The organism is Bradyrhizobium sp. 62 (assembly GCF_023073035.1).
GTDB lineage: Bacteria > Pseudomonadota > Alphaproteobacteria > Rhizobiales > Xanthobacteraceae > Bradyrhizobium.
The window spans coordinates 149775-174111 of the sequence record NZ_JADPIT010000011.1 but is presented as its reverse complement, the minus strand read 5'-3'; the positions used below and the strand labels follow the sequence as shown (position 1 = coordinate 174111).

The 24337-nt window shown below is 64.6% G+C and carries 19 protein-coding genes; 12 read left to right on the top strand and 7 right to left on the bottom strand.

Going from position 1 to position 24337, the window contains the following annotated elements:
* Window positions 1–317: 317 nt before the first annotated feature.
* Complete coding sequence (locus IVB47_RS07530) at window positions 318–554, bottom strand: DUF1127 domain-containing protein (protein ID WP_027566875.1); 237 nt, start codon at window positions 552–554, stop codon at window positions 318–320.
* Between the two features lie 183 nt (window positions 555–737).
* On the opposite strand from IVB47_RS07530, the gene IVB47_RS07525 reads away from it, so the two are divergent.
* Window positions 738–2081, top strand: a complete 1344-nt coding sequence (locus IVB47_RS07525; RefSeq protein ID WP_247460791.1) for a PLP-dependent aminotransferase family protein — start codon at window positions 738–740, stop codon at window positions 2079–2081.
* A gap of 77 nt (window positions 2082–2158) precedes the next feature.
* Here IVB47_RS07525 and IVB47_RS07520 read toward each other — a convergent pair whose 3' ends face one another.
* A complete protein-coding gene (locus IVB47_RS07520; protein ID WP_247460790.1) occupies window positions 2159–2758 on the bottom strand; it encodes a YdcF family protein in 600 nt (199 codons plus the stop codon).
* An 80-nt stretch (window positions 2759–2838) separates the two neighbouring features.
* Window positions 2839–3426: a hypothetical protein gene (locus IVB47_RS07515; RefSeq protein WP_247460806.1), complete on the bottom strand. Its 588-nt coding sequence runs from the start codon at window positions 3424–3426 to the stop codon at window positions 2839–2841.
* A 79-nt stretch (window positions 3427–3505) separates the two neighbouring features.
* On the opposite strand from IVB47_RS07515, the gene IVB47_RS07510 reads away from it, so the two are divergent.
* The gene (locus IVB47_RS07510; RefSeq protein ID WP_027566871.1) at window positions 3506–3940 is read left to right on the top strand and encodes a hypothetical protein; all 435 of its coding nucleotides are present in this window, start codon (window positions 3506–3508) and stop codon (window positions 3938–3940) included.
* 2 nt (window positions 3941–3942) lie between these two features.
* Here IVB47_RS07510 and IVB47_RS07505 read toward each other — a convergent pair whose 3' ends face one another.
* From IVB47_RS07505 to IVB47_RS07495, 3 genes are all read right to left on the bottom strand, one after another.
* On the bottom strand, window positions 3943–6342 hold the full coding sequence (locus IVB47_RS07505) for an EAL domain-containing protein (protein WP_247460789.1): 2400 nt from the start codon (window positions 6340–6342) through the stop codon (window positions 3943–3945).
* A 112-nt stretch (window positions 6343–6454) separates the two neighbouring features.
* Window positions 6455–7858, bottom strand: a complete 1404-nt coding sequence (locus tag IVB47_RS07500) for an MFS transporter (protein WP_247460787.1) — start codon at window positions 7856–7858, stop codon at window positions 6455–6457.
* A 159-nt stretch (window positions 7859–8017) separates the two neighbouring features.
* Window positions 8018–8524 (bottom strand): ferritin-like domain-containing protein, encoded by a 507-nt coding sequence (locus IVB47_RS07495; RefSeq protein ID WP_247460785.1) that lies wholly within the window; start codon window positions 8522–8524, stop codon window positions 8018–8020.
* Between the two features lie 426 nt (window positions 8525–8950).
* Between IVB47_RS07495 and IVB47_RS07490 the strand changes: the two genes are divergently transcribed.
* The 10 genes from IVB47_RS07490 to garD all read left to right on the top strand — a co-directional run bounded on the left by IVB47_RS07490 (window position 8951) and on the right by garD (window position 23461).
* Window positions 8951–10033 (top strand): YbhN family protein, encoded by a 1083-nt coding sequence (locus IVB47_RS07490; protein ID WP_027566867.1) that lies wholly within the window; start codon window positions 8951–8953, stop codon window positions 10031–10033.
* A gap of 154 nt (window positions 10034–10187) precedes the next feature.
* The gene (locus tag IVB47_RS07485; protein WP_027566866.1) at window positions 10188–12140 is read left to right on the top strand and encodes a hypothetical protein; all 1953 of its coding nucleotides are present in this window, start codon (window positions 10188–10190) and stop codon (window positions 12138–12140) included.
* Window positions 12141–12284: 144 nt separating this feature from the next.
* Window positions 12285–14255: a S8 family serine peptidase gene (locus IVB47_RS07480; RefSeq protein ID WP_247460784.1), complete on the top strand. Its 1971-nt coding sequence runs from the start codon at window positions 12285–12287 to the stop codon at window positions 14253–14255.
* Between the two features lie 8 nt (window positions 14256–14263).
* A complete protein-coding gene (locus IVB47_RS07475; RefSeq protein ID WP_247460781.1) occupies window positions 14264–15382 on the top strand; it encodes a hypothetical protein in 1119 nt (372 codons plus the stop codon).
* Between the two features lie 126 nt (window positions 15383–15508).
* Window positions 15509–16861, top strand: coding sequence for an MFS transporter (locus IVB47_RS07470; RefSeq protein WP_247287384.1), 1353 nt, complete (start codon window positions 15509–15511; stop codon window positions 16859–16861).
* A gap of 122 nt (window positions 16862–16983) precedes the next feature.
* Complete coding sequence (locus IVB47_RS07465; protein WP_027518955.1) at window positions 16984–17889, top strand: LysR substrate-binding domain-containing protein; 906 nt, start codon at window positions 16984–16986, stop codon at window positions 17887–17889.
* A 124-nt stretch (window positions 17890–18013) separates the two neighbouring features.
* Window positions 18014–18958 carry a 5-dehydro-4-deoxyglucarate dehydratase gene (kdgD, locus tag IVB47_RS07460; protein WP_247460779.1) on the top strand — a complete coding sequence of 315 codons (945 nt, stop codon included), beginning with the start codon at window positions 18014–18016 and terminating at the stop codon, window positions 18956–18958.
* A gap of 25 nt (window positions 18959–18983) precedes the next feature.
* A complete protein-coding gene (gene gudD / locus IVB47_RS07455) occupies window positions 18984–20327 on the top strand; it encodes a glucarate dehydratase (RefSeq protein ID WP_247460777.1) in 1344 nt (447 codons plus the stop codon).
* A gap of 19 nt (window positions 20328–20346) precedes the next feature.
* A complete protein-coding gene (locus tag IVB47_RS07450; protein WP_247287388.1) occupies window positions 20347–21795 on the top strand; it encodes an aldehyde dehydrogenase family protein in 1449 nt (482 codons plus the stop codon).
* 124 nt (window positions 21796–21919) lie between these two features.
* Window positions 21920–23461 carry a galactarate dehydratase gene (gene garD / locus IVB47_RS07445; RefSeq protein ID WP_247460775.1) on the top strand — a complete coding sequence of 514 codons (1542 nt, stop codon included), beginning with the start codon at window positions 21920–21922 and terminating at the stop codon, window positions 23459–23461.
* A gap of 91 nt (window positions 23462–23552) precedes the next feature.
* Here the strand turns inward: garD and IVB47_RS07440 are convergent, their stop codons facing one another.
* On the bottom strand, window positions 23553–23882 hold the full coding sequence (locus tag IVB47_RS07440) for a hypothetical protein (protein ID WP_197031123.1): 330 nt from the start codon (window positions 23880–23882) through the stop codon (window positions 23553–23555).
* Window positions 23883–24337: the final 455 nt, after the last annotated feature.

Here is a 24337-nt window from a genome sequence, read left to right as displayed (position 1 = left end):
AGCCGGCGCCCGGTCTTCCCTGCGCCCTCTTTCAACTGAGGGCAAGGCGATGAAGCAAAGCTCGGGCGAAACAAGCCGCGAGAGGGCGAAGGTGTGTCTGCGATGAAGGCGCGAGCTAAAGGAGCGACAGTGCTACCCCCAAACGTCGTCTGCGAGCGAAGCGAAGCAATCCAGAGTCTTTCCGAGGTGGGATTCTGGATTGCGTCGCTGCGCTCGCAATGACGATGTTGAAACAGGTGTGCCCGAAAACTCAGTCTCGTCGGCTCCGCGCAGCAGCGTCAGAACGCTGCAGCGCGTCCGGGACACGAGCGAAGCGCTTACAGATACCGCGTCAGCTCTGCTTTGGCCTGGCCGTAGACCGCGTCCTCGATCTGGCTGCGCGTGATCCCGATGTCGCGCAAGGCGCGGTCATCGAGGTCGTTCAGCGTCTTGACGGCGGAGCGTTGCTCCAGGCGGTCGAACAGCGCATAGGCGCCGTTGGCCAGCTTGCGGAAAAATCCGTCCGACGAGGATGAGCGTAAACTCCGCCCGGCGGTCTGCGAGATCGTGGTCATTGTCCTTCTCCGGCCTGTTGTCCACGCGGCGAAGCGGATGCCGTTGGCGCACGCGCCCGAGCGCCTGCACCTCATTTGCCTCGGATTGCTCTCGCTCTCCTCGGCTCAATCGTGAAGCTTGATGGAACTTAAATGCTCCACTACACTACTCGGAGCAAGTGAAACATTGCTCTCGGTGCAATAATGTCCAAGTTCGAATACGTGAAGCTTGCCGATGCCATTGCTCTCGATATCTCTAACGGCACGTTAAGACCGGGCGATCGGCTGCCGCCGCAGCGCAATTTTGCCTATGACCGTGGCATCGCGGTCTCGACCGCGAGCCGGGTTTATACGGAGTTGCTCCGCCGCGGCCTCGTCGTCGGCGAAGTCGGCCGCGGCACCTTCATCTCCGGCGCCATCAGGCGCGAGGTCGAGGCGCTGAGCGAGCCGCGCGACGCGCGGATCGATTTCGAGGTCAATTACCCGCTGCTGCCGCAGCAATGGGCGATGATCGCCAAGAGCCTTGCGGGCCTCGAACGCGTCGACGCGCTCGAATCCGCACTGCGCGTCTCCACCAGCACCGGCACCAAGAGCGCGCGCAATGCAGCCGCCGCCTATCTCGCGCGCAAGGATTTCGCGCCGCAGGCCGAGCAGATCGTCTTCACCGCCAACGGCAAGCAGTCGCTCGCGGCCGCCCTCGCAGCCCTCGTTCCCACCGGCGGCCGCTGCGGCGTCGAGGCGCTGACCTATCCTTACGTCAAGAGCATCGCCGCGCGGCTCGGCGTGACGCTGGTCCCGATACTGATCGACGAATTTGGCGCGCGCCCCGACGCCATCCAGAAGGCACATCGCGAGGCGCATCTGTCGGCGCTGTATCTTCAGCCCATCATCCAGAACCCGCTCGGCGTCACCATGAACGCGACACGGCGCGCGGACATCATGCGCGTCGCCGAGAAACTCGATCTCACCATCATCGAGGACGCCGTCTACGGCTTTTTGGCCGACGACACGCCGCTGGCCGCGCTTGGCCCCAACCGCTGCATCGTGATCGACAGCCTGTCCAAGAAGGTCGCGCCGGGCCTCGCGCTCGGCATCCTGGTCGCGCCGCCACGATTGCGTGAGAGCGTGATGAGCGCGGTCCGCACCGGCGGCTGGATCGCGTCCGGCCATGCGCTGGCGTCCGGGCAGCGGCTGATGGCAGACGGCACCGTCGCCGAGCTGACGCGGCTGAAACGCGTCGACGCCGCGCGCCGCCAGCAGGCTGCGGCAAGGCTGCTCGCCGGCTACCAGCTCGCCGCCGATCCGCGCTCCTATCACCTCTGGCTCACGCTGCCGGCACACTGGCGCTCGCAGACCTTCGTCGCCGCAGCAGCCCGGCGCGGCATCGCGCTGACACCGTCCTCGACCTTCGCGATCGCCCATGGTCACGCGCCGAACGCAGTGCGGCTCGCGCTCGCCCCGCCCTCGTTCGAGCAGCTCGATTCAGGCCTGCGCACGATCGCATCGCTGCTCGGCACCAAGGAAGAGGATTTCGACTCGACGGAGTAGCTAAAGCGTTTCGAGCGAAGTGGAGACCGGCCCGCGTGAAGAAAACGTCAAACAAGAATCTGATGCCGTTCCCCCGCTCAGGCCTCCGGCCATTCCGCGATGAAGCCCTTCGCCTTGTAAGGCTCGATCTTGTCCCATTCGTGCAGCATGCGGCGGCAAAATTCGGGATCGGTGTGCCAGAGCGCGCGCGGCGTCGCAAAGCTGTCGATCGTGAGCAGCATTTTCTCGACCTCCGGCCAGTGCCGGTGCAGCGTCATCGGATAGCGCCGCGCGGTCCAGGTGTTGCCGAGGCAGATCACGCTGCGGACATTGTGCAGCCCGAGCGCCGCGTCAATGATCGGCAGCGAGAGGATCACGTTCTCGCCGGTGTTTTGGGCACGATGTTCCTCGAGAATTCGGTCGGCCGGAATGCCCGCCGCGACCATCGCCGCCTTGATGATCATGCACTCGGATTGCTCCGAGCCCGCCGTCACGCCGCCGCTGACAATCGACCAGCGGAAATAGCCCTGGCGCCATAGTCGCGCCGCCGTATCGGCCCGCAGCGTGACGTCCTCTCGGGTGCCGAACATGAACAGGAGGTCCGCCGGCTGCAGCGGCGCATCGATCAGATGTGCGCGGTTGATCTCGGAGATCTCATCCGCCGAAGGCCTACGCGTGCCGCGGTCCATGGTTGACATGGCAGCACGATGCGACACCGGGGCAACGGCACGAAGTCACGTTTGGTTGCGGCCCATTGCACCCAAGGCAGCAAGGCCATTTAGGGCAGCAAGGCGCGCGGCACGCGATCGAAGCTGTAGCTCCGCGGCTGGTTACGCCGGACGAACCCGCCGATCTGCCAGGCGAACAGCGCGGCAAAGCTGATGATGAACAGCGCCCCGGCGAATTCGCCGATCGCGAGCGCGCGGATCAGGAGCCCCGTCATCGCCACTGCAAGCACCGCAAGAAAAGCCAGCATTGTCGCGTAAGTCCTTCGGCCAAGGCCCGCGGTCAACTCGGCGTGGCTGCCGGCCTGCGCCATGCGCGCGTGCAACGCGACGATGAAGTCGCGAAAACCATTGTCCTGCGGCGCCATCAGAGCCGCGGTTTGCCAGCTCGTCGAGAGGATCGCGATACGGCCGCCACCGGTGTGGCTGACATCGGCGCGAAAGCGGTGCTGCTGCATCGACACCGGGCGGAACGACAGCCGGATTGCACTGATCTCGTCATAACGCCACAGGGCCGAACGGCCGCCGATGTGCCAGGACAGCCCCTCCTCCGTCAGTTCGAAGCGATGCGCCGAGCCGATCAGCGACGCCTTGTAGGCGTAGCTCGCGCCCGCAGCCGCCTCAGCTCCCGAATCCTGCATCTTCACAATCGATCCAATCCGGGCGATCCCATCTGCGATCCGCTTGCGTGAGCGCCCTGCCCCATCCTACAAGCGGGACATGGCTGAGACGATTTTTTTTCCGCGCCGTCTGATTCTCGGCGCCGCCGTGATCTCGGGCGTGCTGCTCGCGCTCGCCGTGCACATGCTGGGCGCGCGCTACGGGCTCGACCTCGGCGGCCTCTGGCACTCGGATACGCACGAGTTCATACCGGCGGGCGCGGCGATCGCCTGGTGGCTGATTGCCTCCGTCGGCTTCTCCGGCGGCTATTTCACGGCGACATTGATGCAGAGCGCGGTCTCGGGCCAGATCCCGCAACGGATGCGGCAATTCCTGATCGCGGTCGGCGTGCTGCTGCTTGCCGGCGCGGGCCAGGTAGCGTCGGCGCCGAGCCCGGTCCCGACGGTCTCGGGCGTGCTGGCCGGAATTGCCGCGCTAGGCCTCGGTGCCGTGATGGCGTTCTGCGGCGCGCATTTCGCACTGCGCCGCGGCTAACCTCAGGCGGTCGCGCGCAACGGCGGTCGGTCCAGCATGATCGCGACATCGGCAGCGGGCCGCGGCTTGCTGAACAGATAGCCCTGCGCCTGGGTGCAGCCTTCGCGCCGGAGCAGCTCGAGCTGCGCGTCGTTCTCCACCCCCTCAGCCGTGGTGACGATGCCGAGGCTCCGGCCCAGCCCGGTCACGGCGCGGATGATCGCCATGGAATCCTCACGCGTCGCGAGTTCCGACACGAAGGAGCGGTCGATCTTGATCTTGTCGAAGGGGAAGCTGCGCAGATAACTCAGCGATGAATAGCCGGTGCCGAAATCGTCGAGCGAGATGCGTACGCCCATGGCGCGGAGGTCGTGCAGCGTGGCCAGCGTCGCCTCGCTGTTCTGGAGCAGCACGGATTCGGTGATCTCGAGCTCAAGACGGCGCGCGTCGAGTCCGGACGCGACCAGCGCCTCGGTCACGGATGCGATCAGGTTCGGATTCTTGAACTGCACCGGCGACAGGTTGACGGCGACGTCGACATCGTCGGGCCAGGTGGCCGCGTCGGTGCAGGCGGAGCGCAGCACGAACTCGCCGAGCTGGATGATCAGTCCGGTCTCTTCGGCCAGCGGAATGAAGTTCATCGGCGCGATCAGGCCGCGCTCCGGATGGTTCCAGCGCAGCAGCGCCTCGAACGCGACGACGCGACCGCTGACGACGTCGCGGATCGGCTGATAGTACGCCTCGAACTCGTCGCGTTGCAGGGCGGCGCGCAGGTCCATCTCCAGCAGACGCCGCGCCTGCGCGCGCGCATCCATGCCGGTCTCGAAGAACCGATAGGTGCCGCGGCCGTCAGCCTTGGCGCGATACAGCGCGAGATCGGCGTTCTTCAACAGCTCGTCGGGATTGCTGCCGTCCTGCGGCGACAGCGAGATGCCGATCGAGACGCCGATGATGATCTGATGGTCGTCGATCTCGTAGGGCGCCGAGATCACCTCGACCAGGCGGCCGGCAAGGGATCTTGCCGCGGTTTCCTCCGAACGTCCGATCTGGACCACGGCGAACTCGTCGCCCCCGAGCCGCGCCACCGTGTCGCTCTCGCCGATGGTGGCCTTCAGCCTGCGCCCGACCTCCTTGAGCAGCGCGTCGCCGATGGGATGGCCGAGCGAGTCGTTGATGTCCTTGAAGTGATCGAGATCGAGACAAAGCACCGCGAGCTGGTCGCCCGATCTGGTCCGGCGCAGTCCCTGCACGAGCTGCTCGTGGAACAGCACGCGGTTCGGCAGGCTGGTCAGCGCGTCATGGCGGGCCATGTGCGAGATCTTGGCCTGGGCCTCCAGCCATTCGGTGATGTCCTCGAAGGTCGCGACCCATCCGCCGCCCTGCATCGGCTGGTTCACGACCCGGATGGAGCGGCCGAACCTGGTCACGACGTCCGTCGTGGTGCGGCTCTCGCGCGCGTCGGCGACGAGGCGGGCGAAGAATTCGCCGGCATCGCCCTGCCACTGACCCTTCACCTGCTCCTCTCGCAGCACGTCGACGAGCAGCCGGCCGGTGAGCAGGATGTCGGTGCGGCCGAGCATCGCGGCATAGCGCTCGTTGAACAGGATGATCTTGCCGTCCGCATCGAACATGCACAGTCCCTGCGACATGTTCTCGAGCGCCGTGTCCAGCACGATCCGCTGGCGGCCCAATTCGCCCTTGGCGCGGCGGTCGAGCAGCGCGGCCACGAGCGCAATCGCGATGATCGCGACCGCGGCACCCGCTGTGAAGAAGGACAACGAGGCCGCCGGGATCGATAACCCGCTGGTCGCGAGCGTCGGATCCGGCGTCAGAACGACGGCCCCCATTGCGGTGAAATGATGTGCGACGATGGCGACCGTCAGCAGGGTGCTCGCGGTTAGCGCATGGAACAGGTCGTCGCGCCGCGCAGCGACAAACAGCGCGAGCGCCGCAAAGACAATTCCGAACAGCACCGAGGCGGCAACCGTGCTCCCGATCCAGTCGACGCGTGCCGGCATCTCCAGCGCCGCCATGCCGGTATAATGCATCGTCGCGACCGCGGTGCCGACGATGGCGCCGCCGAGCACGATCCACGGCGCGCGCGCGGAGGATGCCGCCAGACTCAGCCCCACGAAGGTTAAGGAGATCGCGAAGATCAGCGAAAGGATCGTCACCGGGATGTTGTAGGCGCCGGCGCCGCCCGGCCCGTAGGCGAGCATCGCAATGAAATGCGTCGCCCAGATGCCGCATCCGCTGACGGCGGCATCCAGGGCGATCCAGACCAGGCGCCCGGAGCCGTGCGTCGCGCGCGCCCGGTGAAACAGGCTGATCGCCGCCGCGCTTGCGAGAAGGCACACCGCGCCGCCAAGCGCGACGAGCCGCCAGTCGTGCTCCTCGGTAAGACAGTAGAGAACTTGATACATTGCGGGCCCCTATCGACCCGCACTTGAACCGACAGAGATGGACAGTCGGTAACCGGCTACGCGCCTGTTTCGGGGATGGTGAACGGAAGCTGTGTGCATTCGCTCGGATTGTTCATCCGCGCGCCGGCGCGCCGAGGCCGATCACGGCGGCGGCGAGCAGCAGCACGGCCGCCGACACGACCAGCGACAGGTGCAGGCCCGTCATGAACGCGCCCTCCGAGGCCACCAGCGAGCCGAACAGCGCGACGCCGAGCACGCTCCCGGTTTGTCGCGTCGCGTTCAGCACGCCCGCAGCGATACCGGAGCGTGCCTTCTCGACGCTGCCCAACAAGGTCGAGGTCAGCGGCGGCACCAGCAGCCCAAGTCCGCTGCTGATCGCGATCATCTGCGCAAAGATCGCCCAATAGCTCGTGCCGGCTTCGATCCAGAGCAGGCCGACGCAACCGAGCGCCGAGACGCAGGCGCCGACGACGATGGTCGGGCACGGGCCGATACGCTCGGCGAGGCGCGGCGCCAGCAGATTGACCGGCAGCACCACGCCCATCATCGGCACGAAGGCGAGACCGGTCCACCATGCCGACAGCCCGTTGATCCTCTGGAAATACAGGCTGAGCACGAAGATCAGGCCGTAGATCGCGATGTTGACGAGCAGGCCGACGAGCGAGGTCAGCGCGAACAGCCGGTGGCTGAACAGCGACAGCGGCAACATCGGCTGTGCCGCACGGCTCTCGCGCCAGACGAAGAGCGCGGCGAGAATTGCGGCTGCGACGAAGGCCGCGACCACGGCTGGATGGTCCCAGCCAAGCGCGCCACCTTCGATGATCGCGCCGGCGAGCGCCCCCAGCGCACCAATTGCCGCGAGCTGGCCCGGCAGATCGATCTCGCGCGAGCGCGCCCGCGTGGTTTCGCTGGCGTAACGCCAGCTCAGCCACAGGCCAATGAGTCCGACCGGCAGATTGACCAGGAAGATCGCGCGCCAGCCGACCAGCGTGATCAGCGCGCCGCCGACGAAGGGGCCGGCAGTGAGCGCGAGGCTCGCACCGGCGGCCCAGATTGCAACGGCGCGGCCGCGCTCGCGGTCGTCCGGATAGGCATGATTGAGCAGGGCAAGAGAGTTCGGCACCAGGATCGCCGCCGCCAGGCCCTGGACCAGCCGCGCCCCAATCAGCACGGTCGCATTGGGCGACAACGCGCAGGCGAGCGAGGCCGCAGTGAAGATGGCGAATCCCGCCATGAAGACGCGCTTGGCGCCGATGCGGTCGCCGAGCGCGCCGGCCGTCAGGATGAACGCGGCAAACGCAATGGTGTAGGCGCTGACCACCCATTGCAGCTCGGCGACGCCGCCTCCGAGCGTCCTGCCCATTGCATCGAGCGCGGTGTTGACGATGGTGACGTCAAGCTGCACCACGCCATAACCAAGGCTCATCGCGGCAAGGGTGAGGGATGTCGCAAGGCGCGAGCCGGCACGCGGCGTGCCGGTTCCGAAGGCTTCGTATTTGACGGTGCTTACTCGCATGCTGCCATCTCGGTTGCAGCCCCATGCGAACGATACGCTTCCAACCCGCCGTCATATTACGACAACGATCGAATGATGAATGCATGATGGATATGTGATGCGCGAGCGTCGCGCGAACGGCCGCGCGACGCTCTGTCCTGATCCAGGCCGCGCCTTGCCCTAGCTCGCCGCGCGCAGGTTCACCTTGCTCTCGGCGAGCGTGGTCAGCTTCTTGTCGGTCGCTTTCTCTTCTTCCAACGTCTTGGCGAGCACGTTGGCGCAGTCGTTGCGGCCGAGTTGCTTGGCCCAGGCGATCAGGCTGCCGTAGCGGACGATCTCGTAATGCTCCGCCGCCTGTGCAGCGTTGATCAGCGCGGCGTCGAGCACCGCCTTGTCGGCGACTTCGCCGGCGGTCTCGTCGGCTTCCTCGATGATGCCGTCGATCGCCGGGCAATCGACCGCCTTCACCTGCGCACCGTGCATCTTGAACACTTCCTCAAGGCGCTTCACGTGCTCTCTGGTTTCTTCGAGGTGCGTCAAAAAGCCCTGCTTCAGCTGCGGATCGGTCGCTTTATCCGCCATTTTCGGCAGAGCCTTGGTGAGCTGCTGCTCGGCGTAATAGATGTCCTGGAGCTGATGCACGAACAGGTCGTTCATGGTTTTGATGTCTTTTGTGAACAATCCCATCGGTCCGATCCTCTCGGGTTGTGGGAACACGGAGGCGCCGGCTTGCAGGAGAAGCCGGTGATTCCGCCATGTTCGATTGCTGATGCGGCACTAACCAGCGCAGGGCATCGTCGTTCCAAAAAAGCCCGCATCCCTTGCGCTGGAACAATGTTGGCCGTGCAGGATCTGAGACCATGTCACGGACGGACGCGACCGATCCCACGACTCATATGCTTAACGCGCGTCCGATGTGAACCGCGTATGACAAAGTGGCTGGTCCAAGCTGGTCCAAGGCAGAACCTATCCTTGTCAAGGGCTGCACAAGTCACTGTTTTTGCCTTAAATGAGCTACATCATGCCTAGCGATCCAAGCCCACATCGGGCACTGATCGCATCTGACCGGCCAATGTCTGGCCTGGTCGGTCTTGCCCCCCGCCGGGAGGATGAATGCACGGACTGCTGACCGCGCTGAAGCGCGGCTTCAAGAGATGGATCGGCTGGCGGCGACTCGGCGTTGCGGCGAGCGTCTTCATCATTGCGTTCGCGATCACCACGCTGGTACGGACGCTCAAGGGCATCGACACCGGGGTCATCCTGACCGCGTTGACCGAGATCCCCCGCGGTAACATCGGGCTGGCGGCGATCTGCGTATGCTTCGCGTTCTGTACGCTGACCTTCTACGATTTTTTTGCACTGCGAACGATCGGCAAGAAGCACGTGCCCTATCGCATCGCAGCGCTCTCCAGCTTCACATCGTATTCGATCGGCCACAATATCGGCGCCACCGTCTTCACCGGCGGCGCGATCCGCTTCCGGATCTATTCGGATTACGGGCTGAATGCGATCGATGTCGCAAAAATCTGCTTCCTGTCGGGCCTGACCTTCTGGCTCGGTAACATCTTCGTGCTCTCGATCGGCATGGCCATCCATCCGGATGCCGCCTCCTACATGGATCAGCTGCCGTCGTCGATCAACCGGCTGATTGCGCTCGGCGGCCTCGCCTCGATCGGCGCGTATCTGGTCTGGCTGTGCATGGGCGAGAAGCGCCGCGAGCTGGGCCAGAAGGGCTGGAAGGTGGTGCTGCCGTCAGCGCCGCTGACGCTGGTGCAGATCCTGATCGGCGTCGTCGATCTCGGATTCTGCGCGCTGGCGATGTATCTTCTGGTGCCGGCCACGCCGCAGATCGACTTCCTGTCGCTCTCGGTGGTGTTCATTTTGGCGACATTGCTCGGCTTTGCCAGCCACGCCCCCGGTTCGCTCGGCGTGTTCGACGCCGCCATGCTGGTGGCGCTGCCGGAGTTCGGCCGCGAGCAGCTTCTGGCCACGCTCCTTGTCTTCCGCATTCTCTATTTCGTGATCCCGTTCGGACTGGCCATCTCCATCATGGGCACACGCGAGCTCTGGATGAATGTGGTGGAGCCCTGGCAGGAGCGCCGAAGGCTGGCGGAGGCCTGCGCGCAGGCCAACCTGCCCAAGCAGGTGGCAGCGATTGAGCGCGAGCGGTCGCTGCGGCAGGCCAGCAAGCGCTGAGCATGATGCGGAAAAGTGCGAAGCGGTTTTCCGGAAAGATCATGCTCCAACGATAGTCCGCTAGACGCCGGCCAGCAAAACCGTCAGACCGATGTTGCAGGCGGAGAGCAGCTCTCTTATTTCCGCCTCAACTTTGCCGTTGAAAATGCGGGCCATGATCCCTGTATCCCTTCGCCGTTTCCTCGCTGGTGCCCTGCTGCTCGCCGGGCTCCTCACCGCCCTGCCGCTGGAGCGGGCGGCCGCGCAGGACGCGGGCGCCATGCAGATCAGCTGGGAGGTGCGCAACCGCTTCAGGCTGTTCCGCGAAGAGCGCGACTTCCTGCTCCATGTCGAGAACGCACGTAACCGCAGCATCCTCGCCGCCGAGCAATCGCTGGAGCTCCAGAGCGAGGGCCGCGGCTGGGCCCGGAACATGGTAAACCGGCTCTGCATCGACCTCCAGGGCCGGGTCAACCAGCCCTGCACCCGCGACAACACGAAGGAAAACTACCTCACCCCCCTCGACCATCCCGTCACCGTGCGTCTCGCCGGCGCGGTGCCGGTCGGCGCCACCTGCGCCTGGTCGTTCGACGACGGCGACGGGCCGCAACAATCCACCTTCGACTGCGCCGAGCCGATCAATCTGCGGGTCCGCTACGGCAAGCAGACGGTCGCGACCGTCGACGTCTCCTCCGGCTCCGATCCGACCCAGCGGGTCCAGACCGAGATCCAGGTCCGCGACATCTTCGTCGCTGGCCTCGGAGACAGCATCGCCTCGGGCGAAGGCAATCCAGACCGGCCGCTGGCGCTGTCGGACGAAGGTTTTTGCTTCCGCTCCTATCTCGGCACCGCCGGCGCGCAGTATTACCGGCCAAGCCGTGCCGGCTTCAAGGGCGGCCGCGCCTGCGAAGCGCCGGATACGCTTGCCAACTGGCAGCGCTACAGCGCGCTCTGGTTCAACTCGCCCTGCCATCGATCGCTCTACAGCTACCAGGCCCGCACCGCGCTGGCGCTCGCGGTACGCTACACCCACGTCGCGGTGACGTTTCTGCCGCTCGCCTGCACTGGCGCCAGCATCAGCGACGGGCTGCTCGGCTCGCAGCGTGCCCGTGAATGCCCGCCCGGCAAGACCGGCGTCTGCAACATCAGCGTGAACGCACAGGTCGCCGAGCTGCGCGAGGCGCTCACCGCTGCCAGGAAACGGCAGCCAGAGCGCACGCTCGACCTCGTGCTGCTCTCGGTCGGCGCCAACGACGTCTATTTCTCCGGCCTCGTCGCCGACGTGATCGTCGAGACCGCAACCGAGCGCGCGATATTCCGGCGCTCCGGCGTGATGGCCAGCGTCGATGATTCCCGAGATGCGCTGGCGCGCGAACTGCCGCAGAATTTCGTCAAGCTACGCGAGGCGCTGAAGCCGCTGGTCGGTGGCGACCTCTCGCATGTGGTCTACGTCTCCTACGCCAACCCGGCGCTCGCCGATGGCGGCGTGCCTTGCCGCGGCGGCCGCGCCGGCTTCGACATCCATCCGTCCTTCAACGCCGATCCGCAGCGCCTCGCCCGCGTGTCGACCTTCGTCGACACCGAATTCCTGCCGCAGCTGAAGGGGCTCGCTACCTGCACCCGCGGCGCGCTGTGCCGCGATCCCGAGGCCGACCGCATGACCTTCGTGGATTCGCATCAGGCGGCGTTCGCCGATCACGGCTTCTGCGCGCATTCGGGCAACGATCCCGAATTCGACCGCACCTGCTTTGCCGAGAACGGCCAGAGCTTCAATCCTGACATCGTGAGCGCGGCGAGCCAGCCGATGCTGTGCGGCCGCGGCGCCTCCGAATTCCGGGCCTATCTGCCGCGCGCGCGCTGGATCCGCGACGCCAATGACAGCTATTTCGCCGCGATGACCTATCCGCAAGGCTTGCCCGCAGCAAGCCAGCCGACCGACATCCACGACGCGACTTGGGGCGTGCTCTCCGCCGTCTATGGCGGCGCCGTGCATCCGAGCGCCGAAGGCCACGCCGCGATGGCGGACGCGGCACTGCCGGCCGCAAGCGCCGTGCTGGGGCTGGATGCGGCACCGCCGGGCGTGACACGCGGGCTGCTCGCGCCGCTGCTGCCGGCGGCGCAGCAGTAGGCACCCTGCGCCAAAATGGCGCAGGCGACCTCTCCGGCCTAAATTGAATGCACGACTTCGCCAATGCACGCTAAAGTTGGGCGCAGGGGCTTGGGTCAGACCAAATGCTCGCACGCCCGCCTACGTCACACGGAGGAAGCTGCCTTGGCGAAGCGATCAGCGAGAGGTCCGGCCAAGAAGCGACCGCGAGGTCCCACGCAGCGTAGCAGATCGGCGACCCAAGCTTCGCGAGGCCGGGATCAGGAATCACCGCGTCTGTCCGAGGACACTTGGCGAAGCCTCATTTTCAGGACATTTGGTCACCAGCGCTTCACGCAAGACAGCCCCATCCTGCCGGACGTGTGGCTGGCCTACGCCAAGGCCGACAAGGGGGTGCGCGTCGACATCATCCTAACTCCCAAGACGGGACACGCGCCCGGTGCCATTGCGCAGTCGCTTGAGCAGCGATTGCTGCGCTATCACAGGAACTCCGGCAGAACGACCAGCACGCTCAAAAGCGAGACGATGATCGCGTACAGCAGGTCCTCGGTCGTAGCCAAGCTGACATTTGCAGAGCTGATGCGCGTCGTCATTCCCATGACGAACTGGTGGCGTGACCTTCCCATGCAATTGCGTTCTTTCCAGGAGGTCGAAGAGCGGCTGTCGCAACTGGAAACGCAGCGAACGAAGTTCAAGACCGTCGTCAATACCAGCCAACAATGGGATTACTTCCGCTTCATTGTCTTGGCTGGGTTCATCGACAGTTGGCGCGAGCGTCCCGATCCCGAAGACCTGGCCGAAGTTCTGCAAACCGACGCCAATAATTTTCGAGATATCAGGAGCATCACGGAAGGATTTCTGAGCCAATTCCGCCGGTTCAAGCAAATTCCCGGCGACGAGGACGGAAAGCTGATTTGGAGCATATCACTCAATCGCCGCACGACTGTGTCGCTGTTTCAGTCCCGGCAAGCCGTGAAGGCGGACGCGGCACACAACTTGTTCAAGATCAATACGAAGGGGATCGCCTGGGCCGTCATCGACTGCGGCATCGACGCCACCCATGTTGCTTTTCTTGACCGCGCTAGGAGCAAGTATTCAGAGCCCGGACAGGGCATTCTGCCCGAGCACTCGAGGATCAAGAAAACATATGACTTCACATACTTGCGAACGTTGCTCGCGCTTCAAAGTGGCCGCTTCAAGACCTCGGGCGGGCGACAAGTCGTCGTCACCCAACAGCAACAGCAGGAGCTTGTGGATCTTACGTGCCGGGTCAACCTTGGCCGGGAAATTGATTGGGACATGTTGCTGCCACTGATTACGGTCCCTTACGACAGGTACGAGCCACCCTCGCAAGAGCACGGCACACACGTTGCCGGCATTCTGGCGGGAAACTGGCCCGAGCAGGACAATGACGATAACGGCCCTCTCTTCGGAATCTGCCCCGACCTTACCCTTTACGATTTTCGTGTCTTTGACCAGAACGGTGAGGCGGAAGAGTTCGTGATCATGGCGGCCCTGCAGGTCGTTGCGCATCTCAATCGCTTTCGCGCAAATCCGGTCATCCATGGCGTCAACCTAAGCCTCTCGATACGGCACGAGGTCATGAGTTACGCCTGTGGACGTACTCCGATCTGCGACGAATGCTCCAGACTTGTCGGCGACGGGGTGGTGGTGGTCGCGGCGGCCGGGAATCAGGGATTCAACCAGCATCCCGAAACAGGCGGCGGCGACTTTGGAAGCTACCGCGTCGCGAGCATCACGGATCCGGGGAATGCAGACGCCGTGATTACGGTAGGTTCAACTCATCGCAGCGAGCCCCACACATACGGCGTGAGCTACTTCTCGAGTAGAGGGCCGACCGGAGACGGACGGCGCAAGCCGGATCTGGTCGCTCCTGGAGAGAAGATCACGGCTCCCATACCGAATCTCGGTTCAAAGCGCATGGATGGGACAAGCATGGCAGCGCCGCATGTGAGCGGCGCAGCGGCATTGCTGATGGCGCGCCACCGCGAGCTGATCGGCAGGCCAACCATGATCAAGCAAATCCTCTGCAAGACGGCCACTGATCTCGGCCGCGAAGCTAGCTTCCAGGGGGCAGGCATGCTCGACGTGCTACGCGCGCTGCAATCCGTCTAGGAGCCGTCATGATCCGATTTGAGGCCTTGAATGCAAAGCACGGCGATGCCCTGCTTATTCAATACGCCTGGAAGAACAGGAAGCGTCTCTGGATCATCGACGGCGGGCCGAAGGGAGTTTGGAAACAGACATTGAAACCGCGATTGGAAGAGTTGCGAGGCGACGATTCCGAACTGGCGGTCGATCTTGCCATGCTGAGCCATGTCGACGAAGACCACGTCACTGGAATCTTGCAGATGACCAAAGGGCTCGCCGAACAGGAGGACGGTGCCGCGGACTTTCTCGAAATCAAGCGATTTTGGCACAACAGCTTCCGTGACATCGTCGGCAGTTCCGCCAGCTTGCAGGCAGGCATGACGTCTCTCGCCGGCACGCAAGCGAAGGCTCAGGTGGCGATGGCCAGTGCCGATCCCCAACTCAACATAGGCGACGGCTCGCTCGACCAGCGCGCGGTTGCCGTTCTTGCCAGCATCGGCCAGGGCCGTGAGCTGCGGGACTATCTGACTAAACTTCAGCTCAGCGGAAACGAGCCGTTCGGTGGCACCTTATCCTCGAAGAGCGGGAGCAAGGTCGTGGATGGCGCCAAGGTCACGCTCGTCGGACCGATTAAATCGCGGCTGGACGCATTTCGACAAAAATGGAAGAGCGAATCCGGCAACGCCGCAGCGCTCGCTGCGTTGTTCCGCGACGATCTTGACGAGTCCCCAACAAACCTGTCGAGCCTCGTGATGCTGGTCGAAATCGCCAAACGTAAGATCTTGCTGACCGGCGACGCGCGCGGGGACGACATCGTCGATGGCTTCAAGGACGCAGGTCTAGATCTGCCTTCGAAGCTCGACATCTTGAAGATGCCGCACCATGGTAGCGACCGCAACATCACCGAGAAGTTCCTCAGGTCGTTTCCCGCAAAGCACTACGTGATCTCGGCTGACGGCAAGTACGGGAACCCGGATAGCGACACGATAGAGAACATCGTGAGTGTCCGAGGCGACGGCGACTATACGCTGCACTTCACAAATGATGTGAAGGGCCTCAAGACGCAACTGACGAAGTTGCAGAAAACGCGGTCATTCGAGTTCGAAATCCGCGCAAAGAGCGCTCCATCCCTCGCTATAGAACTCGGATGACGTCGACTCCCGTTCCATCAATCCAAAATCGGCATCGATCGATACTGCCTTGAACTTGGACACTTTGCCGCGCGCACCTCTAGGAGTCGCAGTGGGGAAACGTTTCGAGTTCTAAGGAGGCGCGCAATGAGCGCAGTGATGTCCGCAGCGGACGTGAGAAGGTCTCGCGTCAGGCTGTTCATCGTGACCATGTTGTTCCTGGTCACGACCGTCAATTATGCCGACCGCGCCACGCTGTCGATCGCGGGCCCCGCGCTCTCCAAGGAGCTGCATCTCGACCCCGTCGCGATGGGCTACATCTTCTCGGCGTTCGGATGGTCCTATGTGATCGCACAGGTGCCGGGCGGCTGGCTGCTCGACCGCTACGGCTCCCGCCTCGTCTATGCGTTCAGCATCATCGTCTGGTCGCTGTTCACGACGCTGCAGGGCTGGGTCGGATTCTTCAGCGCCGGCACCGCGATCGTCGTGCTGTTCGGCTTGCGCTTCCTTGTCGGTATCGCCGAAGCGCCCTCGTTCCCCGCCAATGCTCGCATCGTCGCGGCCTGGTTTCCGAGCAACGAGCGCGGGACCGCGTCGGCGTTCTTCAATTCCGGGCAGTATTTCGCCACCGTGATCTTCGCGCCGCTGATGGGTTGGATCGCGCACGGCTACGGCTGGCGTTACGTGTTCTTCGTGATGGGTGCGCTCGGAATCATCATGGGCATGGTCTGGATCAAGACCGTCTACGGGCCGAAAGAGCACCCCGGCGTCAACGAGGCCGAATTCGACTACATCAAGGCAGGTGGTGCGCTGGTCGACCTCGACGCTCCCAAAGACGACCTGAAGCATGAACGCGCGGCCGCTTCCGGTCCGGGATGGGACCATATCCGCCAGCTGCTCTCCAACCGCATGATGCTCGGCGTCTATCTCGGCCAGTACTGCATCAACACGCTGACCTATTTCTTCCTGACCTGGTTCCCGGTCTATCTCGTCAAGGAGCGCGGCCTCTCGATCCTGCAAGCCGGCTTCGTCGCGACGCTGCCGGCGCTGTGCGGCTTCATCGGCGGCGTGCTCGGCGGCGTCATCTCCGACGCGATCCTGCGCAAGACCGGCTCGTTGACGATGGCGCGCAAGATCCCGATCGTCGGCGGCATGCTGCTGTCGATGTCGATCATCGCCTGCAACTATGTCGACGGCCAGGCGCTGGTGGTCGGCTTCATGGCGCTCGCCTTCTTCGGCAAGGGCATCGGCGCGCTCGGCTGGGCTGTCGTCTCCGACACCTCGCCGAAGGAAGCCGGCGGCGTCTCGGGCGGCCTGTTCAACACCTTCGGCAATCTCTCCTCGATCAGCACTCCGATCGTGATCGGCTACATCCTGGCCGCGACCGGCTCCTTCAACGGAGCGCTGATATTCGTCGGCGCCAATGCGCTGGTGGCCGCATTCGCCTATCTCGTGGTCGTGGGCAAGATCGAGCGCGTGGTGCTCAAACGTTCCTCCTGAGGGCTCCCATGGGAGCTTGACCAGGCAACTTAACGGCGGCTTCACGGCCGCCGTCTTTGTTTTGGGAGTAATCGATGCTAGAAGCACCGGGGAAACGCCTTATCCATCTAAGGCATGTATCGATGTTCGACCTCAATCAGCTCCGCTGTTTCGTCACGGTGGCGGAGGAATTGCATTTCGGCCGCGCCGCCGCGCGGCTGAACATGACCCAGCCGCCGCTGTCCCGGCAGATCCAGGTGCTCGAGCACATCATCGATGCGCCGTTGCTGGAGCGTACCAGCCGCTCGGTACGCCTGACGCCTGCCGGGCGCAGCTTCCTGCCGGAAGCGCGGCGCATCCTGAAGCTTGCGGAAAGCGCCTCGCAGGTCGCCCGCCGTATCGCGCTCGGCAAGTCCGGCTCGCTCAAAATCGGCTTCACCGCGGCCGCCGCCTACGGCTTCCTCCCCGAACTCGTCGCCGCCTGCCGCGCCAAGCTGCCCGAGGTGGACTTCTCGCTGAAGGAGATGGTCTCGGGCGACCAGTTCGAGGCGCTGACCTCGGGCCAGATCGATGCCGGCCTGCTCAGGCCCCCGATCGCGCGCCCCGAAATCGCCAGCCGCCGCGTCGTCGCCGAGCCCCTGCTCGCCGCGATCCCGAAAAAGCATCCGCTGGCGAATGCCGAGACCATTACGATCAAGGATTTCGACAACCAGCCCTTCGTGATGTATTCGCCCTATGAGAGCCGCTACTTTCACGACGTGCTGGTGGCGCTGTTCACCCGCGCCGACATCCTGCCGCGCTATGTCCAGCACCTGAGCCAGATCCACTCGATCCTCGCCATGGTGCGCGCCGGCCTCGGCCTTGCCATCGTGCCGGCGGCGGCGGCGAGCCTGAAGATCGCGGACGTCCGCCTGCGGCCGCTGAAGCTGCGCACCCGCGTCCCGGTCGAGCTGTTCATGGTCTGGCGCCGCGACGACGAGAATCCGCTGCTGTCGGCGCTCGTCAAAATCGCGAGCGAATTGTCCTCGGCGGAGGTGATGGAAGATTGATGCTGAATTCGCATCGGTCGATATAGGCTTTGGCTTGGACCCGCATCGAACGGTCTCCTAAACCACGGCGCATGGACGCGCAGCCTTGGCGTCCTCCACAACATGAGACCAGGGAGCAGCGCCCATGAGCAAGATGACCCCGCAGGAAATGGCCCAGAAGATCGGATCCGGCCTGCTGTCTTTCCCCGTCACGCCGTTCAAGGCGGACTACTCCTTCGACGAGACGACCTACCGCGCCAACATGGACTGGCTCTGCGGCTATGACGTCGCAGGCCTGTTCGCCGCCGGCGGCACCGGCGAGTTCTTCTCGCTGACGGCGGCCGAGGTTCCGCAGGTGGTCATGATCGCCGTGGACGAGACCAAGGGCCGCGTCCCCGTGCTCGCCGGCACCGGCTACGGCACCGCCACCGCGCGCGAGATCGCGATCGGCGCAGAGAAGGCCGGCGCCGACGGCCTGCTGCTGCTGCCGCCCTATCTCACCCATGCCGAGCAGGATGGCCTTGCTGCCCACGTGGAAGCGATCTGCGCTTCCGTGAAGATCGGCGTCATCGTCTACAACCGCGACAACGCCATCCTCCAGCCCGATACGCTCGCCCGCCTCGCCGAACGCTGCCCGAACCTCGTCGGCTACAAGGACGGCATCGGCGACATCGAGCTGATGACCCGGGTCTACACCAAGCTCGGCGACCGCCTGACCTATATCGGCGGCCTGCCGACCGCGGAGACCTTCGCGCTGCCCTATCTCGACATGGGCGTGACCACCTACTCCTCGGCGGTGTTCAACTTCGTTCCGGAATTCGCCACCAACTTCTATGCCGCCGTGCGCAAGCGCGACCACGCGACGATCCACGCCGGCTTGAAGGACTTCATCCTGCCGCTGATCGCGATCCGCAACCGTAAGAAGGGCTATGCGGTCTCGATCATCAAGGCCGGCATGAAGGTGATCGGCCGTGATTCCGGCCCGGTCCGCCCGCCGCTGACCGACCTCACCGAGCAGGAGATCGCGGAAGTCACGGAGCTGGTGAAGAATCTGCCCGCCATCCGATCGTCACAACAGGCTGCAGAATAACAAACGATACAGGGAGGAGCCTGCGATGGCCAAGACCGAGATCACTGGCGCACCGGTCGTCACCGCGATGCAGGTGATCCCGGTCGCAGGCCGTGACAGCATGCTCCTCAATCTGAGCGGCGCGCATGCGCCGTTCTTCACCCGCAATATCGTCATCCTCACCGACAATGCCGGTCACACCGGCGTCGGCGAGGTTCCTGGCGGCCAGAAGATCTGGCAGACGCTGCAGGACGCCCGTGATCTCGTGATCGGCAAGACCGTCGGCGCGATGAACAACATCCTCGCCGATATCAGGACCGCATTCGCCGATCGCGATGCCGGCGGCCGCGGCAAGCAGACTTTCGATCTCCGCGTCATGATCCACGCCGTCACGGCCCTGGAGTCGGCGCTGCTCGATCTGCTCGGTCAGCATCTCAACCTGCCCGTCGCAGCCCTGCTCGGCGAGGGCCAGCAGCGCAACAGCGTCGAGACTCTCGGCTATCTCTTCTTCGTCGGCGACATCAGTAAAACCAAGCTCGACTATGTCAGCGGCGAGACCGGCAAGAGCGAATGGTTCAACCTCCGCCATCAGGAGGCGATGACGCCGGAAACCGTGGTGCGGCTCGCGGAAGCCACCCACGACCATTACGGCTTCGCCGATTTCAAGCTCAAGGGTGGCGTGCTGCGCGGCGAGCAGGAGATCGAGGCCGTCACCGCGATCGCCAAGCGCTTTCCGAATGCGCGCGTGACCCTGGATCCGAACGGCGCATGGTCGCTCGACGAGGCTGTCAGCCTCTGCAAGGACATGCACGGCATCCTCGCCTATGCCGAGGACCCCTGCGGCGCCGAAGGTGGCTTCTCCGGCCGTGAGATCATGGCCGAGTTCCGCCGTGCGACCGGCCTGCCGACCGCGACCAACATGATCGCGACCGACTGGCGGCAATTGTCCCATGCGCTGCGCCTCGGCGCGGTGGACATTCCGCTGGCCGATCCCCATTTCTGGACCATGCAAGGCTCGGTGCGCGTGGCCCAGACCTGCCGCGACAACGGCTTGACCTGGGGTTCGCACTCCAACAACCATTTCGACATCTCGCTCGCCATGTTCACCCATGTCGGCGCCGCCGCCCCCGGCAAGGTCACCGCGATCGACACGCACTGGATCTGGCAGGACGGCCAGGCGCTGACCAAGGAGCCACTCCAGATCAAGGGCGGCAAGATCGCCGTGCCTGAGAGGCCGGGCCTGGGTATCGAAATCGACAGGGCCGCCATCGACGCCGCGCATGACCTCTACAAGCAGCATGGACTCGGCGCCCGCGATGACGCTATTGCCATGCAGGACCTGATCCCCGGCTGGACCTTCGACGACAAGCGTCCCTGCCTCGTGCGTTAGAAAATTCGGAGGAAGAGATATGACTGCGATCCTGAAGAACTTCATCGGCGGCGAATGGGTCGATGGCTCCGCCGTCACCAAGAACATCAACCCCTCCAACACCAACGACGTCGTCGGCGAATACGCCAAGGCCGACAAGGCACAGACCGAGAAGGCCATCGCAGCCGCCAAGGCCGCCTTCCCCGCCTGGGCGCAGTCGACGCCGCAGGCGCGCTACGACGCGCTGAACAAGATTTCGCTCGAGATCATCGCCCGCAAGGAAGAGCTCGGCCGCCTGCTCGCCCGCGAGGAAGGCAAGACGCTGCCAGAAGGTATCGGCGAGGTCGCGCGCGCCGGCCAAATCTTCGCATTCTTCGCCGGCGAGGCGCTGCGCATGATCGGCGAGAAGGGGGCCTCGGTGCGTCCCGGCATCGACGTCGAGCTCACCCGTGAGCCGATGGGCGTCGTCGGCATGATCACGCCCTGGAATTTCCCGATCGCGATCCCCGCCTGGAAGATCGCCCCGGCGCTCTGCTACGGCAACACCGTGGTGTTCAAGCCTGCCGAGCTGGTGCCGGGCTCGGCGCATGCGCTGTCCGAGATCATCACCCGCTCCGGCATCCCGTCCGGCGTGTTCAACCTCGTTGTCGGCTCGGGCTCCGTGGTCGGCCAGACCCTGATCGAGCATCCCGACGTCGCCGCGATCACCTTCACCGGCTCGGTGCAGACCGGCCGCAAGATCGCGCAGGCCTGCGTGACCTCGAGCAACATGAAGAAATTCCAGCTCGAGATGGGCGGCAAGAACCCACTGGTGGTGCTCGACGACGCCGACCTCAAGACCGCCGTCGAAGTCGCCGTTAACGGCGCCTATTTCTCCACCGGCCAGCGCTGCACGGCGTCCTCACGCCTGATCGTCACCGAAGGCATCCACGACCGTTTTGTTGCGGCGGTGACCGAGCGCCTGAAAGGCCTCACGGTGGACGACGCGCTCAAGGCCGGCGTGCATATCGGCCCGGTGGTCGACCAGAGCCAGCTCGACCAGGACCTGCGCTACATCAAGATCGGCCAGGACGAGGGTGCCAAGCTCGCCTGGGGTGGCGAGTTGCTCAAGCGCGAAACGCCCGGCCACTACCTGCAGCCGGCGCTGTTCACCGAGGCCAACAACAACATGCGCATTTCGCGCGAGGAGGTCTTCGGCCCGGTCGCCGCCGTCATTCGCGCCAAGAACTACGAGGAGGCGCTGGCGATCTCCAACGACACCGAGTTCGGCCTTGCCTCCGGCATCTGCACCACCAGCCTGAAATACGCCTCGCACTACAAGCGCAACAGCGAGTCCGGCATGGTGATGGTCAATCTGCCGACCGCCGGCGTCGACTATCACGTGCCGTTCGGCGGCCGGAAGGGTTCGAGCTACGGCGCCCGCGAACAGGGCTCCTATGCCCGCGAGTTCTACACGACGGTGAAGACCGCCTATACCTTTCCCGGCTAACCACGGGTCAGATATCGTAGGGTGGGCAAAGCGAAGTGTGCCCACCGCCTTACGTTCGGTGTGAAGATGGTGGGCACGGCGCGTTGCGCCTTTGCCCACCCTACGGCTTCGGAGGCAAGCGCAGATGGACCAGTCAGTCGCAGCGAAAGAACAGCCTCGCTACATCAAGCTCAACGAGCGCGACAACGTCGCGATCGTGGTCAATGATTTCGGGCTTCCCGCCGGCTCCCGCTTCGCCAGCGGGCTGACGCTGCGTACCTTCGTGCCGCAAGGCCACAAGACGGCACTGGTCGACATCCCGCAGGACGCCCCGATCATCCGCTATGGCGAGGTGATCGGCCATGCGCTCGCGCCGATCCTGGCCGGGGAATGGGTGGACGAAGCGCGCATCCGCATGCCGGAGGCCCCTGCCCTCGACAAGCTGGAAATCTCGACCGCCGTTCCCGCGCCGCTGCCGCCACTCGACGGTTTCACGTTCGAAGGCTTTCGCAACTCCGACGGCTCGGTCGGCACCAAGAACATCCTCGGCATCTCCTCCTCCGTGCAATGCGTCAAGGGCACGATGGAATATGCGGTGAAGCGCATCCGCGCCGAGCTGCTGCCGAAATACCCGAATGTCGACGACGTCGTGCCGCTGACGCATGCCTATGGCTGTGGCGTCGCCATCAACGCGCCCGACGCCGTGATCCCGATCCGCACGCTGCAAAACATCGCGCAGAACCCGAACTTCGGCGGCGAGATCCTGGTCATCAGCCTCGGTTGCGAGAAGCTCGCGCCCGAGCGTCTGGTGCCGGAAGGCGTCAGCAACGCCATCGTGCGCATGCAGGACGAAGCCTTCGACGGTTTTGGCGCCATCGTCGATGCGATCATGACCCAGGCCGAAGCCCGCCTGAAGATCCTCAACAAGCGCACCCGCGAGACCTGCCCGGCCGCCGATCTGGTCATCGGCCTGCAATGCGGTGGCAGCGACGCCTTCTCCGGCGTCACCGCGAATCCTGCCGTCGGCTTGGCCGCCGACCTGCTGGTGCGCGCCGGCGCCACCGTGATGTTCTCGGAAGTCACCGAAGTGCGCGACGCGATCCAGCTGCTCACCCGCCGGGCCATCAACGAGGACGTCGGCCGCGCGCTGGTCCGCGAGATGGCCTGGTACGATTCCTATCTCGCCCGCGGCGGCGCGGACCGCAGCGCCAACACCACGCCGGGCAACAAGAAAGGCGGCTTGGCGAATATCGTCGAGAAGTCATTGGGCTCGATCGTCAAGTCCGGATCGTCCGCAATTACCGGCGTACTCTCGCCCGGCGAGAAGGCGACGCAGAAGGGCATGCTGTTTGCAGCAACGCCGGCGTCCGACTTCATCTGCGGCACGCTCCAGCTCGCCTCCGGCATGACGCTGCAGGTGTTCACCACCGGCCGCGGTACGCCCTACGGCCTTGCGGCTGCGCCCGTCATCAAGGTCGCGACCCGCACCGAGCTGGCCCGACGCTGGAAGGACCTGATCGATTTCGATGCCGGCGGCATCGCCACCGGCGACAAGACCATCGAGGAGACCGGCTGGGACCTGTTCCGCTTGATCCTCGACGTCGCCAGCGGCCGCACGCAACCCTGGTCGGATCGCTGGGGCATCCACAACGATTTGACGCTGTTCAATCCGGCGCCGGTGACCTGAGCGCTGGGCGCGGACGCTGTCTCGCCGCGCGGATGCGTTGGTGCGAGAGCCTCGTTTCGGCGCTACGCATCGCCTGGGATGACGCTTCCGTTTACGTCATGCTGCCCGGCATGAAGCAGCGCACGCGTGGATGGCCGTCGATGTAGTGCTTCCACACCATGGTGCGGCCGATCTTGTTCGGCTCGGTGATGACGGCGCCTTCGGGCACCACGACCCATTCGCCCTCGAGATGCACGCGATAGCGGCCCCTGTCGGATTCCCAGTCGACATCCGCGACCACATAGCCGTCGGCATCCGAGCAGCATTGGCCGTATTCGCTGTGCAGGCTCTCGAACCAGGGCTTGAGCGGCGAGTTGGCGTAGCGGCCGTCGTCACGCGCCATCGTCGGGGCGGTCAGCAGCACCGTCAGGACCAGCAGCATGGCGGCACGCGGTATTGCACGTCTCATGTCGTCTCCGCGGATCGAGGTCATCGCCGCGGGGCGATAGTTGCCGTCCGCCTCCGCGACTCGGCGAAGGCGTCACGGATGGCGACTCATTCCCCCAACAGCTTTGCGGATAGCTATGCAAATCCGGCGCCACCGCGCATTCCGGGGAACTACTGGCGCGCGTCCGGCACGCATTGGTCTTTCGACGGGTATGACCGCTGCTCGGACGCCAAGGTCTCCGCTGTCTCAGCCGGCCGCAACCGCGATTGCGCACGGGGGCCACGGACACCGCGCAAGAACACGGAGAGGCTGCGGCGTGCTGGAGTCCCCCGCCTTCGCGAGGAATGACGGCGGTGTGTGTGGAGCTACGGAAGTTGAGACGGCACAGTGCGCGACGTAGGCCCTACTGCTTCGGCGCCGGCGCCATCATCGCGCCGCCCTTCTTCGCC